Here is a 16961-nt window from a genome sequence, read left to right on the forward strand (position 1 = left end):
AAGATCAAAAAAACACCTTGATTCATCAGGTTCTTAAAACCTTAAGAATCAGGGTGTTGTTTTAACTTCCATTCTTATTTTACTTGCGCTTCTGCTTTTTTGGATTCATTTAAATCGACATCCACTGAAGTAATGAAGTAGCGCTTCGTATCATCTGTTGTCAGATCCACTTTCTTTCTGTCGAACAGTGAAACCGTTTCGATTTTCTCAATTTCACCTGTCTCCAGATCTTCTTCGTAGATGCGGTAACCGATAATGGCATCATCACGCACTGCGTGCCAAGAGATATTGAAAGCAGTAGCTACCACGTTTGAAGGCGGCTCCGGCTGTGCTTGGCTGACGCTGGAATCGGAGACCAATTCAGCTGTAACGACCAGCCGTTCTTCATGAGATCCAATGTCGCGGTTAAAGTCGCCAGTACAAGTAATCAAGTTGATCATTCGCTTGTCTGAGTTGCCGAAAATTTCTTCGATGGGCGCTTCGTCGGTTTCATAGCTGGTCAGGTTCTTCACTTCAAATACCATCTCGCGTCCATCGGCATCTGTTAAAATAACAGTTTCTCCCACTTTTACATCTGTCAGTTCATAAAAGACAGCCGGACCAGTCAAGCTGTCGACATGTCCTGCCAATACGGCATTGCCTTTTGCACCTGCTTTAAAACCAGGCTCAAACCAGCCAACCTGATCCACATCTTCCGGCACACCCATTTCACCGTTATCCAAAATGCCAGTTGGCTCGATGGCGGCTTTGACGCCAATGGATGGAACTTCAATCTGGGCAGGTTCCATGCCTTTTACGCTTTCCTGTCGTTCCCGCTGAAGCATTTCCAACTTTTCCCGTTGTTCCGGAAGGATCGGAAATTCCGCAATCTTGTCGACATAGTTGCCGGATACCTCTTCCTCATCTGGCTTTTGCTCTGCTTGTTCAGTTTGTTCAACAGGTTTAACTTTTTCTTCAACTGTTGGACTGGCAGCCAAAGGCTCTAAAATGATGAACAAAACGAGACATAACATGACGGCCGTTCCGATCGTGACAAGCTGCTTCATCAAAATTCCCTCCTTTCCAATCAGGAACAGAGAGAGCCAATGGCCCCCTCTGAATATTAGTTATTGCTGGTTTTTGGTTTGGCGGTACGTGATGGTACCAGCTGCCAATAAGATCAATGTGCTTAACGTAATCCAAAGGATCATCGTATTAGATTGGTTCTCCATGCCGCCAAGTCCTGTTGCCGGCATTTTTTCAGGTGCTGTGTTTTCAAAGTTCTCAGGGAATTGATCCACAATAGCCCCGCTCAATCCTTTGCCGATATCAAACATGATCGCATAACCAGCGCGGTATGTTTCATATGACGCTTCATAGTCGCCGGATACATATTGTTGGAATGTATCCACAACGGATGTTTCATGTGCCTGTACGCCTGAAATGGTTTCATCCAAAGGCATGCGGTCTTCCGTTGCGCTGTTCAAGAATGTACCCAACTCTGTTGCGAATGTGCTAGTCAATGTGTTGGTTGCTTCTTCTGCAGCAGCTTGATCATCAGCTGCTGTTGCGACAACCAGGTCGCCTTGTACAGAGATGTGCTGATTGTTCCACAGTTCGACAAACTGGTTGCTTGCTTCTTCACCGTAGACCGATGCAAGAGCTGCACGGAATTCTTCGGTGTTCTGGTCTTGTGCCCAATCGGCAAAGTCAAAGTCCTCAGAACCATTATACCCTTTTGTCATGCTCAATTGTGCTAAAGCGAAATGCTCAGCGGCAATGCGGTTCACGGTTGAACGGAAATCACCAGCTGGTGTGTTCGGATCGGAAAACTGATCTGGGAATTGAGCAGAAATCGCACCACTGATGGCACTGCCAGCTCCAAAGATTTGTGTAAAGCCTTCCAGGTAAGATGTGTAAGCTGCTTCGTAATCACCTTCTACATACAAGTCAAATGTTTCTTGAACGAAGTCTTCGTGCTCACGAAGAGCTGCAGTTGCACCATCTTCTGGGAGATTGCCTTCTGTTGCTGTGCCAAGGAAGGCACCCATTTCGTCAACGAATGACTGGATCTCAACTAATGCTTCTTCTTGCATCGCTTCGTCGCCATCTTTCACAGCAGCCGCGTAATCGTCCGTGCCCATATTGTGCTTATCGAAAATTTCGACGAAAGCTGCTCCGCCTTCTTCACCGTAAACGGAAGCAATGACCGGCTCCATGTCCGCTGCGTTGGCATCAAGTGCTGCTACGGCTGCGTCTGCCGCTTCATCTCCGTCATAAACTTTCATCATGGAATCAACAGCCAGTGCGTAATGCTCTGACAAGAGCGAATCCAATGTTGCGCGAAGTTCCACGCCAGTTGTTTCCGTAGGCGGCAATTCGTTTGCCAATGCCGTTGTTGCCATTCCTGGGATTAATAATGCGGCTCCGAGTACAGGTACCAATACTTTGTTCCATTTCATAATAAAACCACTCCTCTGTTTTAAGTTTCTTACATACATAACGGAGCGGGTTCGAAACTAGATCACTTTTTTGAAAAAAAAAAGAAGATGGCTGCAAGGCCATCTTCTTCCCCATCTTATCTAAATCCTGTTATTTTACGCCGGAGCTTCTAAGGAAGCTTAGCAATTCGTTGTTAAAGCGTTCGGGTTCATCGGCATTGATGCCGTGTCCGCTGTCTTTAAATGGAACAAGAACGGAGTTGGGAATTTGTTTTTCCAACTCTTCACCCAATTCATACGCACAAATCTGATCTTTTTTGCCGTGGAAAATGGCTGTTGGCACGGTAATGCCTGCCAATTCGCCGCGCAAATCTTCATCTCTCAATGCAATGGCCGAGTTAATGGTTGAATGCGCTCCGGCTTCAAGGCCAAGCTGCTGGAACCATTGCAGGAATTGCGGTGATTTTTTCTGCTCAAAGAACATATCTGCAAACTGAGCTAGGAAAGCCGGACGATCTTCTTTGATTTGCTTGATGATGTCATCCACTTCTTCAGGTTTCAAGTTGATCTTGAAATCTTCGCGTTGTGTGAACACTGGAGCAGCTGCTCCCATCAATAGCAATTTATCTACGCCTTGCTGGCCAAACTTCGTTAAGTAGCGGATCGCAATCGGCCCGCCCATAGAAAATCCGCCAAGTACGAAATTCTCAAGTTTCAAGTGGTCAACAACTGCTTTTACGTCGCTCGCCGCTGTGTCGTAGTCATAGCCCGACCACGGCTTGTCCGATTTTCCGTACCCTCTGAGGTCAATGCCGATAAATCGGAAGTTTTGCTGCGCCAGGATGCTGACCTGTGATTCAAACGATTTGCTGTTTAGCGGCCAACCGTGGATAAATACGACGGGCTGCCCCGATCCAATGTCTTCTACATAAACTTTTACGCCGTCTTCTACTTCAATATAATGTCCCAAAAATTTCTCCTCCTCTAATTTAAAAACTGTACTGATGATAAGCTTCCCTTTGCTAACGATAAATAAACTGCAAGAAATCAAGGATTTTTTTTGGCATACAGTTAAGTTGTTTAGGAAAACGATCTATAAAGCTGGAGTGGCCTGTTTCTAAGCCTCTAAAAAAAAATGGTTGAAATAAATAAAAATTTCCAAAAGACTGAACATTGATTTTCAAGTAGTATAGATTTTGTAAAGTATTCTGAAAGGGGAGAGTCGATGTTTAAAGAGCAATTTTTTCAAGAACTAAAAGAATTGGCAGCTTTGCCAGGTAGTTCAGGAAGAGAACATCAGGTGGTCAAACGGCTGGTTGAATTGCTGGAACCTTTGGCGGCGGTTGAGATTGACCACATGGGCAATCTCTATGCGGTTTTAGAAGGCAACAAACCAGGGCCAACCGTTTTGGTATCGGCGCATTCAGATGAAATCGGCTGCATGGTCAGCGCCATCGACAAGAAAGGGTTCCTGCGGATGGAACGAACTGGCGGCATGATGGACGCATTGCTGGTCGGACGCAAAGTGAACGTCAATGGCCATTTTGGCGTTATCGGCGTGAAAGCTGGCCACCTGCAGACCGCCAGCGAAAAAACCACGGTTTTGCCGATTGGCGACATGTATGTTGATGTCGGGGCTCACTCCAGAGAACGTGTTCAGAAAATGGGCATTCAAATTGGCGACTCCATCACCTACATCAGCGATCTGGACCGCTTTACCAATACGGATTTGATTTGCGGCAAGGCGATCGATAACCGGAGCTGCTGTGTCCTGCTTGTGGAATTATTCAAAGCCTTTCAAGATAAGAACTTTAGCGGAACTTTGGTTGGTGTGATTACGGTACAAGAAGAGGTGGGGCTGCGGGGGGCACAAATAGCCGGCTATAAAATTGATCCCGATTACGCTATTATTCTCGACACCATCGCGTGTGTAGACACCCCCGATGGCAATACCTATCCAATCGCCATTGGCAAAGGACCGGTGCTTCCTTTGCTGTCTGGCGGAGGTGCCCGCGGCAATTTGATGGCGCCGCAGATGAAAGACCTCATTTTAAAGTATGCCGGTAAACACGGTGTACCGATTCAATTATCGGTTATGCCCAATGGAACAACAGACTTGTCGGCGGTCCATCTTGTGAAAGAAGGCATTTTGGGGGCAGCTATTACATTCCCGCGCCGTTATTCCCATTCGCCGATTGAAATGGCGGATTTAAATGATTTCGAAGCAGGACTCATCTTACTGAAAGCGATGCTGAGAAATAGTTCAGAGTGGGGAGACATGAAATTTGTTTGATCTTGCAATGCATTAAAACCGGAGCCGCTTTAAACTGGCTCCGGTTTTTTTAGTTTTATTGAGTGGGGAAAATAGGTTTATTAGTTATTGCTGAACGCGAAAACTGTCCGTTTGCTATAAGGCTTTCCGGCTTGCAGCCTAATATCCGGAAATCCAGAATGGTGAAGGGAAGCGGGAGAACCTTGTGTTTCAAAGCAGACGCCAAGATACTTTCGTGACGGACTGCCGAAAAGGTTTAATCCTTCGCTCAACCCGTTCGCTGTGTACAGGACCATGCCTGGCTGGTCAGTTTCAATTGTCATGCTGCGCCCGCTCTTTGTGTCTTGCAGTTTGCTTGTGCCGGACCCGTGCTCATCAAAAATAAAATAATGATCATATCCGCTTCCGGCCCGTTTATTTTGTTCATAATTATCGTTGAAGCCGTCCCCAAGCCGGCGCTCGCTGCGAAAATCAAATGGCGTGCCTTCCACAGGGAGCCGCTTGCCTGTTGGAATCAATTCTGGATCAAGCTCTGCAAACGTGCTGCTGGCAATAGCCAACTGGTGATCATGCACCGTGTCAGTTAAATTGCCGCTCAAATTAAAATAAGAATGATTGGTCAAGGTGAGGACGGTTGCCTGGTCGCTGATCGCTTCGTAATCCATCAGCAGCTGATGATCGCTTGTAAGTGTATAAGTGACCGTAATTTCCACGTTTCCTGGAAATCCGCCTTGGCCATCCGGGCTGGTATAGGAAAGCGCAAGTCCCGCAGCATCATCTGTCTGGAAAGGGGAAACGTCCCACACTACTTGATGAAAGCCTTCCGATCCGCCGTGCAAGTTGCTTTTTGACTGGTTGGCTTCAAGCTGGTAGCGCTTGCCGTCGAGTTCAAACTGAGCCTCTTGAATTCTGCCGGCAACTGGGCCGATTAATGCGCCGAAATAATTGGAGTTTAACCGATAATCTTCATAATCTGTAAAACCAAGAACAATGTTTTCAAGATTTCCATCCCGATCAGGAACGAAAAGCTTTGTAATAATGCCGCCGTAATTCAGCACGCTAACGGAAACACCCCGGTCGTTTTGCAATGTATACTCGTGCCAGTTTCCGCCAAGTTCTTTCTTTTCAATGTTCATTTCTTTTGCCTCCTGCTCCGTTAAAAATGTTAAGTTTTATATAGGAGTTTAATATAGCTTGACAACAAGGAAAAAACAAGTAAAAATTAAGTAAAATAATTTACTTAGAAAAAATGGAGGTGGCAAGATTGGCTACAATTAAAGATATCGGGGAAAAATCCGGATTTTCTATTTCGACGGTTTCGCGTGTGTTAAGCAATGACCAAAGCTTGTCGGTGCCTGAAGAAACAAGGGAAAAAATATTTGATGCAGCAGAGCAGCTGAACTACCGAAAGAAAACGGTTAAATCACTGGTAAAAAATATCGCCTTTTTGTATTGGCTGACCGAAAGAGAAGAGTTGGAAGACGTTTATTTTAAGACCATGAGAATCGAAATAGAGAACATGGCCAAGCTTTCCAACGTCGAATTGACAACGTACAAAATAGAAGGCGGCATCCGTCAAATTCCTGATAATATTGAAGGTTTTATCGCAGTCGGAACCTTTTCAGACAAGGAAATTGCGCACCTCCGAAAACTGACGCCCCATGGTGTATTTATTGATTCTACACCTGATCCGGAGCATTTTGATTCGGTAAAACCGGATTTGGCGCAGATTACGAGAAAAACAATCGACTTTCTGATCCAAAAAGACCACCAGGATATCGGCTTTATCGGCGGTACTTACCACAACCCCAATACAGACGGGGACGAAATGGATATCCGCGAGCAAACATTCCGTGATTACATGGAGAAAAAAGGGCTGCTGCAGGATCGCTATGTGTATTGCCACCGAGGATTTTCAGTAGACAACGGGTACCAGCTGATGACCAATGCAATAGAAGAATTGGGTGACAAGTTGCCTACCGCTTTTTTCATCGCAGCGGATCCAATTGCGGTCGGATGTCTGCAAGCCTTAAATGAACATGGCATCCAAGTACCGAAAAGAGTCAGTGTTATCAGCATTAACAACATCAGCATCGCCAAATACATTTCACCGCCACTGACCACGTTCCACATCGATATGGCGGAAATTTGCAAAAATGCCATTGCGCTATTGCTTGAGCAATTGCTGGAAAAGCGGAAATGCACAAAGACCTTGTACTTGGGTGCACAATTAATTGTCAGAAAAAGCACAAACTAGAAAGCAGCCTGATAAAACAGGCTGCTTTTTATTTTCGTAAAAAATTTTACTATTTTTAGTAAATTAATTGTTTACAGTTTTTTCTAACAATGCTATATTAAATTTCAGGAAGCGCTTTCATCAGAAACTTGGGAGAGAGTTTCGAAAATGACTTGAGAGGGTGTATGTTCGTGAAAAAATCTACAAAGTATATCGGTTTGATGAGTGGGGTCGCGTTAAGTTTGGCTTTGGGAGCATGTGGACCGCAAGAGAGCGATGAAAGCTCAACAGGTGGAGAAGCTGCAGAAGGCCAAAACCGTGAACTGATCGTCTGGGAAGATATTGAAAAAGCTGACGGCATTCGAGACGCCGTTGCACAGTTTGAAGAAGAAAACGATGTAACGATCACAATTGTGGAAAAACCATATGCACAGCAGATTGAAGACTTGCGCCTTGATGGGCCAGGCGGAACTGGACCGGACGTTTTGACCATGGCGGGCGACCAGATCGGTACAGCTGTTATTGAAGGATTGGTGAAAGAAGTAGCGGTCGAAGAAGACGTTCAATCCATTTATACGGATGCAGCCATGCAATCACAAATGGTGGACGGAAAAGTCTACGGATTGCCGAAAGCGGTAGAGTCGACCATTCTTTACTACAACAAAGATTTAATCACGGAAGAAGAATTGCCGGCGACACTTGAAGAGTGGTACGAGTATTCAAAGGAAACAACAACAGGCGACCAGTTTGGATTCCTGGCATTGTTTGATCAGATCTATTACGCACAAAGCGTCATGAGTGGCTATGGCGGCTACATTTTCGGTCAGGATGTGGATGGCAACTACGATCCGACGGATATTGGATTGAACAACGAAGGATCGATTGAAGGCGCAAACTATATTCAGAAATTCTATGACGAAGACCTATTCCCAGCTGGAATCATCGGGGAACAGGGCATTAACGTATTGGAGTCGTTGTTCACAGAAGGAAAAGCGGCAGCCATCATTTCCGGACCTTGGAACGTAGATCCATTTACGGATGCAGGCGTGGACTTCGGAATGACAAAATTGCCTGAATTGGACAATGGCGAAAACATGAGTTCGTTTATTGGCGTGAAGAGCTACAACGTCAGCGCTTATTCGGAAAATGCAGAACTTGCCGAAGAATTGCTGTTGTTCCTGGCAAATGAAGAAAATTCCCGTACTCGTTTTGAAGAAACACAAGAAGTTCCGGCAGTAGAAGCCTTAGCTAACGACCCAGTCGTAGCTGAAAGCGAAGTTGCCCAAGCAGTAGCGGAACAATCTATCTTTGCCGAATTGACGCCGAACATTCCGTCAATGAATGAAGTATGGACACCGGCCGATTCTGCTTTGCAGACCATTGCCACAGGAAAAGCTCAGCCAGAAGATGCGTTAAACCAGGCTGTAGAAACAATTGAAGGACAAATTGAAGCCACTCATGGCGGCAACTGATTTGCAATAGCGAGAAATGGTGTCAAACGTTAAAGCGGTTGGCGCCATTTGTTGTAAAGGCCGGTAAACTTGTTTGTTTGCCGGGCCATACATAAAAAGAGGTGAGGAAAGTGCAAGCTCGTAAAATAGCCTTATTGTTATCAATTCTGCCCGGATTTGGCCAATTTTATAATAAGCAGTGGATTAAAGGGCTGCTGTTTCTCGGTTTTGGCATATCCTTCTTCCTGGTGTTCGGAGATCTCCTGAACATGGGCTTTTGGGGACTTGCCACACTCGGAACGGAAGTCCCGCGCGATAACTCAATTTTTCTGTTAGCAGAAGGGTTGATTGCAATCATCGTGACGATTTTTGGACTTGCTTTCTACTATGTAAATTTGCGGGATGCCTATAAAAACGGCCAGCGCCGTGACGAAAACCGGCCGATGAGCTCGCTGAAACGCGATTACCAAAACTTGATCGCACAGGGCTACCCGTATTTGATCAGCGGACCGTCGTTGTTTATTCTGATTTTCGCGGTTATTTTCCCGATTCTCTTTAGTTTTGCGCTGGCTTTTACCAACTACGATTTGTACCATTCCCCGCCGGCCAATTTAGCCGATTGGGTTGGCTTTGATACATTCGCGAAAATATTCACCGTTGATATTTGGCGCTCAACCTTTTTCAGTGTACTCGGCTGGACCGTGATCTGGACGCTTGTCGCTTCGACGCTGCAAGTCGCTCTCGGCATTTTCATGGCCGTGTTGGTCAATCAAAAAGATCTTCGCTTCAAGAAGTTTTACCGCACGGTACTCGTATTGCCGTGGGCAGTTCCAGGGTTTGTGACCATTTTGATTTTTGCCGGATTGTTTAACGACAGCTTTGGTGCCATCAACAACGACATTTTGGCGATGGTTGGCATCGATGCCATTCCTTGGCTGACCGATGAAAACTGGACCAAGCTGGCATTGATCCTCATGCAGGGATGGCTTGGCTTTCCGTTTATCTTCCTGGTCACGACAGGGGTTCTTCAATCGATTCCGGATGACCTGTATGAAGCGGCCCGGATTGACGGTGCATCGATTTTTGCGCAATTCCGCAACATCACCATGCCGATGATTTTAATTGCGACGGCACCGGTGATCATTACGCAGTATACATTCAACTTCAATAATTTCAACATCATTTACCTCTTTAATGGCGGCGGGCCATCTGTGCCAGGCTCCACTGCGGGAGGAACTGACATCCTCGTCTCCTGGATTTACAAACTGACCTTGCAGTCAAGCCAGTACTCGCTGGCAGCCGCATTAACAATCCTGCTGTCTGTATTCGTCATCGCAATTGCGTTATGGCAGTTCAGACGGACCGACGCATTTAAGGAGGGAGCTTGAAAATGAACCGAGCAAAATTTTTTCGTCTCCTGATTTCTCATGCGATTTTGATTTTTATGGCGATCATCATTATTTATCCGCTGCTGTGGACAGTAGGGGCCAGCTTTAACCCAGGCAACAGCTTGATCAGTACGACGATGATTCCTCAAAATCCAACATTGGACCATTACCGGGAACTGTTTGCGGGAAGTGAAAGCCTGCAATATGTTCAATGGTATTTAAACTCTTTGAAAATTAGTCTTTTTACCATGATTGGCGCGGTGATCTGTGTGTCGTTTACCGCCTATGCTTTTTCGCGCTTCCGTTTTAAAGGAAGACAAAATGCCTTGACGCTGTTCTTATTGCTGCAGATGATTCCCCAGTTTTCTGCCTTGATCGCGCTTTTCGTCTTGGCGCAGATTCTTGGCATGATGAACAGCCATTGGCTCTTGATCCTGCTCTATATCGGCGGATTGATTCCGCTGAACACGTATTTGATGAAAGGCTATATGGATTCCATTCCGATGGATCTGGACGAAAGCGCCAAAATCGACGGTGCCAGCAACACGAGAATTTTCCTGCAGATCATCATGCCCCTATCAAAGCCGATGATCGCGGTCGTGGCGATGACCGGATTTACGGGGCCGCTGGGAGACTTTATCCTGGCGTCAACCATTTTGCGGTCGCCTGAATATTACACATTGCCGATCGGCCTCTACAATTTGGTCAATGACGTCATGGGTGCGAGCTTTACAACCTTTGCCGCCGGCGCCATATTGATCAGCATCCCAATCGCCATCATTTTCCTCCTGCTGCAAAAGAACTTTGTGTCAGGTTTGACGGCAGGCGGAACAAAAGGCTGACAGCACAAACTGCAGCAACTGGAAGGAGAACATTATGCCTACAAATGAAAAAACCTATACCACCACAGCCCGTTTCATGCTGCACGGTGGGGACTACAACCCTGACCAATGGTTAGACCATCCGGAGATTTTAGCGGAAGACTTGAAATTGATGAAGCTTTCAGGCAGCAACACGTTCTCATTGGGCATCTTTGCCTGGAGTACGCTGGAACCGGAAGAAGGCCAGTTTCATTTTGACTGGCTGGATAGCATTATCGAAAATATTGCCAGCATCGGCGGCCGCGTCATTTTGGCAACGCCGAGCGGAGCGCGTCCCGCCTGGATGTCGCAAAAATACCCGGAAGTCTTGCGGGTCAACGAATCACGCGTTCAGCAATTGCATGGAGGGCGGCACAATCATTGCTTCACATCCCCAGTTTACCGCGAGAAAACAGCGAAGATGAACCGGATGCTCGCGGAACGCTACGGCAAGAACCCCGCCTTGCTCATGTGGCATATCTCCAATGAGTATGGCGGCGAATGCCATTGCGACCGCTGCCAGGATGCGTTCAGAAGCTGGCTGAAGGAGAAATACGCCGACGACTTGAAAGCTTTGAACGATTCCTGGTGGGGTCCGTTTTGGAGCCATACGTTCAGCGACTGGTCCCAAATCGAATCGCCATCGCCAATCGGTGAAAACATGGTGCACGGTTTGAACTTGGATTGGAAGCGTTTTGTAACAGATCAGACCATCTCTTTCTTTGAAAATGAAGTAACGGCCATTAAAGAATTGACGCCGGACATTCCGATCACCACCAATTTCATGGCAGACACGCACGATTTGATTCCTTTCCAAAGCCTGGATTACAGCAAGTTCGCCAAGCATTTGGACGTCATCAGCTGGGATGCGTATCCGGCGTGGCACAACGATTGGGAAACGACCGCCAACTTGGCGATGAAAGTCGGCTTTATCAACGATCTGTACCGCAGCTTGAAGCAGCAGCCGTTTTTGCTGATGGAGTCTACGCCAAGCGCCGTCAACTGGCATAAAGTCAACAAAGCCAAGCGGCCAGGCATGCATTTGCTGTCTACCATGCAGATGGTCGCTCACGGCTCAGACAGCATCTTGTACTTCCAATGGCGCAAATCACGCGGCTCTTCGGAAAAATTCCACGGCGCGGTCGTCGATCATGACAACAGCGCGGAAAACCGCGTCTTTAAAGAAGTGACAAAAGTCGGCGAGACCTTGGGCAAGCTGTCCGAAGTGGTCGGCACCCATCGCCCGGCAGACGTCGCCATCCTGTATGACTGGGAAAACAATTGGGCGCTTGACCATGCCCAAGGCTACGGAACCGAGACAAAGTCCTATCCGCAAACGTTGCAGGAGCATTACCGGACATTCTGGGAACAGGACATTCCGGTCGATGTCATTACGAAAGAACAGGATTTCTCAGGCTATAAGTTGCTTGTTGTGCCGATGCTGTACTTGGCAAGCGAAGAGACGATTGCCCGGTTAAAGCGTTTTGCAGCAGATGGCGGCACCGTGGTGATGACTTACATCAGCGGCATCGTCAACGAGTATGACCTAACGTATTTAGGCGGCTGGCATCAAGATCTTCAGGATGTGTTTGGCATCAATCCGGTGGAAACCGATACGCTGTATCCTAATGATCGGAATGCGGTCCATTACGGAGGGCGGTCTTACGAATTGACGGACTACGCGACGGTGTTGGAAAACCGTTCAGCGGATGTTGTCGGAACGTACGAACAGGATTTTTATGCAGACACGCCCGCAGTGACAAGCAATCGCTATGAAAAAGGGCTGGCCTACTACATTGGCGGCCGTTTGGAGGAGCAGTTCCACCGTGATTTCTACAAAGGCTTGATTCGCGACTTATCGCTCCAACCGGTATTCCCGGTTGCACACGGTCCCGGCGTTTCGGTCCAGGTGCGCCAGGATGCAGGCCAAGACTTCGTGTTCGTCATGAATTTCACCGAGCAGGAGCAGACTGTGTCGATCGACGCGGCCGCTATAGACTTAGTGACCGGTGAAAGTGTGTCTGGCGAGCTGACATTGGCGAAATATGAAGTGCGGATGTTAGTGGCAACTAGCTAGGCTGAGGGCTTTTATTACTGAAAAATAAAGACGGCTAGTAAAAAGACTGTTTGGAACGTATTTGAGCTGTATTGGAACGTATTTCGCTCGCAACGGAACGTATTTAGGGTTTTATAGAACGTATGTCCAATTATTTGGAAAATAATCTTGCGATAACAACTGAAATGCAGAATATAGGCTTAGAAAATCCCTTATATAAACGTCTCTGGCACCCGCTCTTCATAGGAAATCTATTGAGCGGGTGCTTTGTAATAAGTTCCAACTGTTCCTGGTTATAAAAGGGTTCTCAAAATCCTTTTTGACAATAAATCAAAGGATGTGGAAAGAGGATGACAAAGAGTGGGAAATGGAAAGCTTCACTTGCGGCTGCATCTGCAGCTGTCATGGTGATCGGTTCTCTAGGTTTGAGCAATACACCAGCAATGGCCGCAGAACCAGAGCCGGTACAGACGGATATTTTTGTTGAGCGCGTGCCTGGAATTGATGACGATTTTATTAAAGGCGTCGATGTGTCCAGCATACTTGCCCTAGAAGACAGCGGCGTGAAGTTTTACAACGAAGCCGGGAAAAAGCAGGACATCTTCAAGACATTAGAGCAATCCGGCGTCAATTATGTCCGGGTGCGCATCTGGAACGATCCGTATGATTCAGAAGGAAACGGCTACGGCGGAGGCAACAATGACGTGGAAAAAGCGATTGAAATCGGCAAACGCGCCACTGCCAATGGCATTCAGGTGCTGGTGGATTTCCACTACTCCGATTTCTGGGCCGATCCTGCCAAGCAGCAGGCACCGAAAGCTTGGAAAAACTTAAGTTTTGAAGATAAAAAAATCGCGCTCCATGAATTTACCGCGGACAGCCTGCAAGCGATGATTGATGAAGGCGTTGACGTCGGCATGGTGCAGATCGGAAATGAAACTAACGGCGCCATGGCAGGTGAAAGAGACTGGAACAACATGAGCCAGCTTTTTAATGAGGGAAGCCAGGCTGTCAGAGAGCTTGATCCGGAAATTTTGGTCGCGCTGCATTTCACCAACCCGGAAACTGCGGGAAGATATGCATCGATTGCGAAAACACTTGAAGACAATAAGGTAGACTATGATGTGTTCGCCAGCTCGTATTATCCATTCTGGCATGGCACATTAACGAATTTGTCGTCGGTCCTTAAGAACGTGGCGGATACCTACGGCAAAAAAGTCATGGTCGCGGAAACTTCATATGCCTACACAGCAGAAGACGGCGATGGCCACGAAAATACAGCACCCAGAAGCACCGGCCAAACCTTAGACTATCCAATTACGGTCCAGGGGCAAGCACATGCAGTCAGGGATGTAGCGGCGGCTGTTGCAGAAACAGGCGACGCAGGCCTCGGGGTGTTTTATTGGGAACCGGCTTGGATTCCAGTAGCGCCTGACAAAAAGTTGAAGAAAAGCAAAATGCTTTGGGAAAAATACGGTTCGGGCTGGGCAACAAGCTTTGCTGCGGAATACGATCCTGAAGACGCTGGTGAATGGTACGGCGGCAGTGCTGTCGACAATCAAGCCCTGTTCGATTTTAACGGCCGTCCGTTGCCATCTTTGAATGTTTTCAAATATTTGGAGACAGGGGCAACAGCGCCATTGCAAATTGACGAGGTAAAAGATCTCACTATCTCGGCTGTTGCGGGAGATGCAATTGCGTTGCCCCGAACGGTGACTGTCACTTACAACGACAGAAGCGAAGGAGCGGCGCAAGTCACTTGGGATGAAGCAGCATTGCAGCAGGCGATCGACAGCGGCGCCGGCAGTTATGTAATTGATGGAGAACTGGAAGATGGCCGCGCGGTCAAAGCGAACCTGGAAATCGCTCCGGAAAACTTCGTGAAAAATCCGGGGTTTGAAAGCAGCGACCAGAGCATGTGGAACATCGCACACCGAAACGGGGCAGTTCCTCACACGAGTTATCAGAACAAAGCATCGGATGCCAAATCCGGTAACTATTCGCTGCATTTCTACTCAGCGGATCGAGTCGATTTTCAGGCTGAACAAACCATTACCGGTTTAGAACCTGGCTATTATAAACTTTCTGCCTTTGTGCAGGGTGGAGATGCCAAGAACTCGGAAATGTATATTTACGCTGAAACGGCAGGCGAGCGTTACACGATGGACACCTCTGTAAACGGCTGGGCCAACTGGAGCCAGCCGGAACTAGACGGAATCCTTGTGGAAGATGGAACAGTGACGATTGGTGGCAGCATCAAAGCGGACGGGGGTGCCTGGGGAAGTTTGGATGACTTTTCTTTGTACCGGGTTCAAGATGCCGAAGCAGCTAATCAATAACTGAAAAGCTGATGTGGAGATCCAAGAGTGGTTGTCGTCCGTGAGCGGGTTTTGCTTACGGACACAGGCAGTTTGCCTCGGCAAACTGTTTCCATTACGGAACGTATTTGGGCTGTATTGGAACGTAATCGAGCCACTTTGGAACGTATTTCGCGCGAAACGGAACGTATTTTGGGTTCTATAGAACGTATGTCCAATTATTTGGAAAATCACGCGTCAATAAAACCGGATTTCAAGCTAATTACCCGCCTTGAACACCAGCGTTCTAGAAAAAAGCTCATTAAAAAAACCGCCAATTGGCGGTTTTTTTAATTACTTAGCGCGAACATCTTCAAAAGCATCCAGCTTTTGGACGTCCTCTGGAGAGATTGTGAACTCCAGTTGGCTGTTTTCGATGATGCGTTCTTCATTCGTTGATTTTGGAAGCGGCAAAGTGCCGTGCTCCAGGCAATAACGGATGCACAGTTGAGCAGGCGTTACGCTGTATTTAGCAGCCATGTCTTTAATTTCAGGGCTGTTCAAGATCTGTCCGGTTGCCAGCGGTGAATAAGCTTCGACTACAATGTTATGCTGCTTGCAGAACTCGAGCAGGCTCGCTTGGTCGCGGCCGATATAGAACGGAATCTGGTTGGCCATCGGCACGATGTCGCAAGCATCCACAAGTGACTGGATATCCTTCTCCGAGAAGTTAGAGACGCCGATTGCCCGAATCTTGCCGTCTTTATAAAGCTTCTCCATCGCTTTCCACGATTCGATATTGCCTTCGGTGCAATCTTTGCCGATTTCATCCCATGGCCATGGCGCATGAATCAAATAAAGGTCCAAATAATCAACGCCGAGATTCGAAATCGTTTCTTCAAACGCTTCGAGTGTCACGTCGTAGCCTTTGATTTGAGCCGGGAGTTTGCTGGTGATAAAGACCTTTTCCCGGGAAATATTGAAATCCTGAATCGCTTTGCCAACGTTTTCCTCGTTCTGATAAGCCAACGCCGTATCGATATGTGTATAGCCATTTTTTAAAGCAGTTGTCACCGCTGCGTGAGCTTCCTCGTTCGGAATCTGCCAAGTGCCGAATCCGATATCGGGAATTGTAACCCCATTGTGAAACGTGAAAACCTTGTCGTTTGCCATAGAAAAAGTTCCTCCCCTTTGCTTGTAGTTCCTCCTTATTGTACGACTTTTCTGGCAACAGGGTCCAGAATTTAGGATACTCCAGAGCAAAAAACTTCGAAATACGAAACTTTCTGTAGCCCCCACCCGTAAATATAGAAACAAGGAAATAAAAGGAGGTGGCTGAACGTGTGGCCAACTATCGCAACTATACTGCTTCTCATCGCCATCGGATTTTCAGTCCATAAAATCTTCGTGAAAATGAAAGACAATCCTTCCACAGATCCCAGAAGTTTGATAACTTCAATCTGCTTCTTGCTGATCGGCGTGGTCAACCTAGCAGGCTATTGGCTTGGATTCCTTGGAGTAGTCTTCATGGCGCTGACCGTGGCACTGTTGATCACCGGTGCTTATTTTGCCCGCTACTTGCAAGCAGATACCACAAGACATTCATGAGAAAAAGGAAGTGTAGAGATGCCAAGCTGTGAAAACTGCGGACGAAAATGGACATGGAAAAGGATTGTGTTAAAAACCTTAAAATTTACGAATAAAGCAAACTGTCCCCACTGTGGAAAAACACAATACATTGTGGCTAAGTCGAGAAAGAAAACAGCCATCTTTAGCTTTCTCCCAGCTTTCATTATTATTATGTCAGCGCTGATTTTCGATTTAGATGGATGGGACCTTCTGTTGCTTACGCCGACGTTAATTTTGACGAGCCTCCTCGTGTATCCGTTCTTTATGAAACTGTCCAAAGAAAATGAAGCAGGGCTGTTAAGCCGAGAAACTGCAACTAAAAAATAATGTGCGCCACCAATCAAAAGAGCTT

General features: G+C 47.0%; 15 protein-coding genes. 10 read left to right on the forward strand and 5 right to left on the reverse strand.

Annotation, left to right across the window (positions count from 1 at the left end; translation table 11 throughout):
• Window positions 1-74: 74 nt before the first annotated feature.
• From AC4EHK_RS00980 to AC4EHK_RS00990, 3 genes are all read right to left on the reverse strand, one after another.
• Window positions 75-1046, reverse strand: coding sequence for a class F sortase (locus tag AC4EHK_RS00980; RefSeq protein ID WP_490976932.1), 972 nt, complete (start codon window positions 1044-1046; stop codon window positions 75-77).
• Window positions 1047-1106: 60 nt separating this feature from the next.
• Window positions 1107-2441, reverse strand: a complete 1335-nt coding sequence (locus tag AC4EHK_RS00985; protein WP_490976933.1) for a hypothetical protein — start codon at window positions 2439-2441, stop codon at window positions 1107-1109.
• Window positions 2442-2571: 130 nt separating this feature from the next.
• Window positions 2572-3390 (reverse strand): alpha/beta fold hydrolase, encoded by an 819-nt coding sequence (locus AC4EHK_RS00990; protein WP_490976934.1) that lies wholly within the window; start codon window positions 3388-3390, stop codon window positions 2572-2574.
• 255 nt (window positions 3391-3645) lie between these two features.
• Between AC4EHK_RS00990 and AC4EHK_RS00995 the strand changes: the two genes are divergently transcribed.
• Complete coding sequence (locus AC4EHK_RS00995) at window positions 3646-4713, forward strand: M42 family metallopeptidase (RefSeq protein WP_490976935.1); 1068 nt, start codon at window positions 3646-3648, stop codon at window positions 4711-4713.
• 80 nt (window positions 4714-4793) lie between these two features.
• On the opposite strand, the gene AC4EHK_RS01000 is transcribed toward AC4EHK_RS00995, so the two are convergent.
• Window positions 4794-5828, reverse strand: coding sequence for an aldose epimerase family protein (locus tag AC4EHK_RS01000; RefSeq protein ID WP_490976936.1), 1035 nt, complete (start codon window positions 5826-5828; stop codon window positions 4794-4796).
• 128 nt (window positions 5829-5956) lie between these two features.
• On the opposite strand from AC4EHK_RS01000, the gene ganR reads away from it, so the two are divergent.
• The 7 genes from ganR to AC4EHK_RS01035 all read left to right on the forward strand — a co-directional run bounded on the left by ganR (window position 5957) and on the right by AC4EHK_RS01035 (window position 15334).
• Window positions 5957-6949: a galactan degradation operon transcriptional regulator GanR gene (gene ganR / locus AC4EHK_RS01005; RefSeq protein WP_490976937.1), complete on the forward strand. Its 993-nt coding sequence runs from the start codon at window positions 5957-5959 to the stop codon at window positions 6947-6949.
• 164 nt (window positions 6950-7113) lie between these two features.
• Window positions 7114-8400, forward strand: coding sequence for a galactooligosaccharide ABC transporter substrate-binding protein GanS (ganS, locus tag AC4EHK_RS01010; RefSeq protein ID WP_490976938.1), 1287 nt, complete (start codon window positions 7114-7116; stop codon window positions 8398-8400).
• Between the two features lie 110 nt (window positions 8401-8510).
• Entirely contained in the window at window positions 8511-9767 is a 1257-nt protein-coding gene (ganP, locus tag AC4EHK_RS01015) for a galactooligosaccharide ABC transporter permease GanP (RefSeq protein WP_490976939.1), read from the forward strand.
• Window positions 9768-9769: 2 nt separating this feature from the next.
• A complete protein-coding gene (gene ganQ, locus AC4EHK_RS01020) occupies window positions 9770-10609 on the forward strand; it encodes a galactooligosaccharide ABC transporter permease GanQ (RefSeq protein ID WP_490976940.1) in 840 nt (279 codons plus the stop codon).
• A gap of 31 nt (window positions 10610-10640) precedes the next feature.
• Window positions 10641-12704: a beta-galactosidase GanA gene (gene ganA, locus AC4EHK_RS01025; protein WP_490977905.1), complete on the forward strand. Its 2064-nt coding sequence runs from the start codon at window positions 10641-10643 to the stop codon at window positions 12702-12704.
• 329 nt (window positions 12705-13033) lie between these two features.
• Window positions 13034-15022, forward strand: a complete 1989-nt coding sequence (locus AC4EHK_RS01030; RefSeq protein ID WP_490976941.1) for a glycosyl hydrolase 53 family protein — start codon at window positions 13034-13036, stop codon at window positions 15020-15022.
• Between the two features lie 27 nt (window positions 15023-15049).
• Window positions 15050-15334, forward strand: coding sequence for a hypothetical protein (locus AC4EHK_RS01035; RefSeq protein WP_490976942.1), 285 nt, complete (start codon window positions 15050-15052; stop codon window positions 15332-15334).
• Here the strand turns inward: AC4EHK_RS01035 and AC4EHK_RS01040 are convergent, their stop codons facing one another.
• A complete protein-coding gene (locus tag AC4EHK_RS01040) occupies window positions 15335-16153 on the reverse strand; it encodes an aldo/keto reductase (RefSeq protein WP_490976943.1) in 819 nt (272 codons plus the stop codon). It abuts the gene before it with no gap.
• Between the two features lie 168 nt (window positions 16154-16321).
• Between AC4EHK_RS01040 and AC4EHK_RS01045 the strand changes: the two genes are divergently transcribed.
• Window positions 16322-16588, forward strand: coding sequence for a hypothetical protein (locus tag AC4EHK_RS01045; protein WP_490976944.1), 267 nt, complete (start codon window positions 16322-16324; stop codon window positions 16586-16588).
• A gap of 18 nt (window positions 16589-16606) precedes the next feature.
• A complete protein-coding gene (locus AC4EHK_RS01050; RefSeq protein WP_490976945.1) occupies window positions 16607-16936 on the forward strand; it encodes a TIGR04104 family putative zinc finger protein in 330 nt (109 codons plus the stop codon).
• Window positions 16937-16961 lie beyond the last annotated feature (25 nt).

The sequence above is a fragment of the Planococcus sp. TJ-307 genome, from assembly GCF_058268435.1.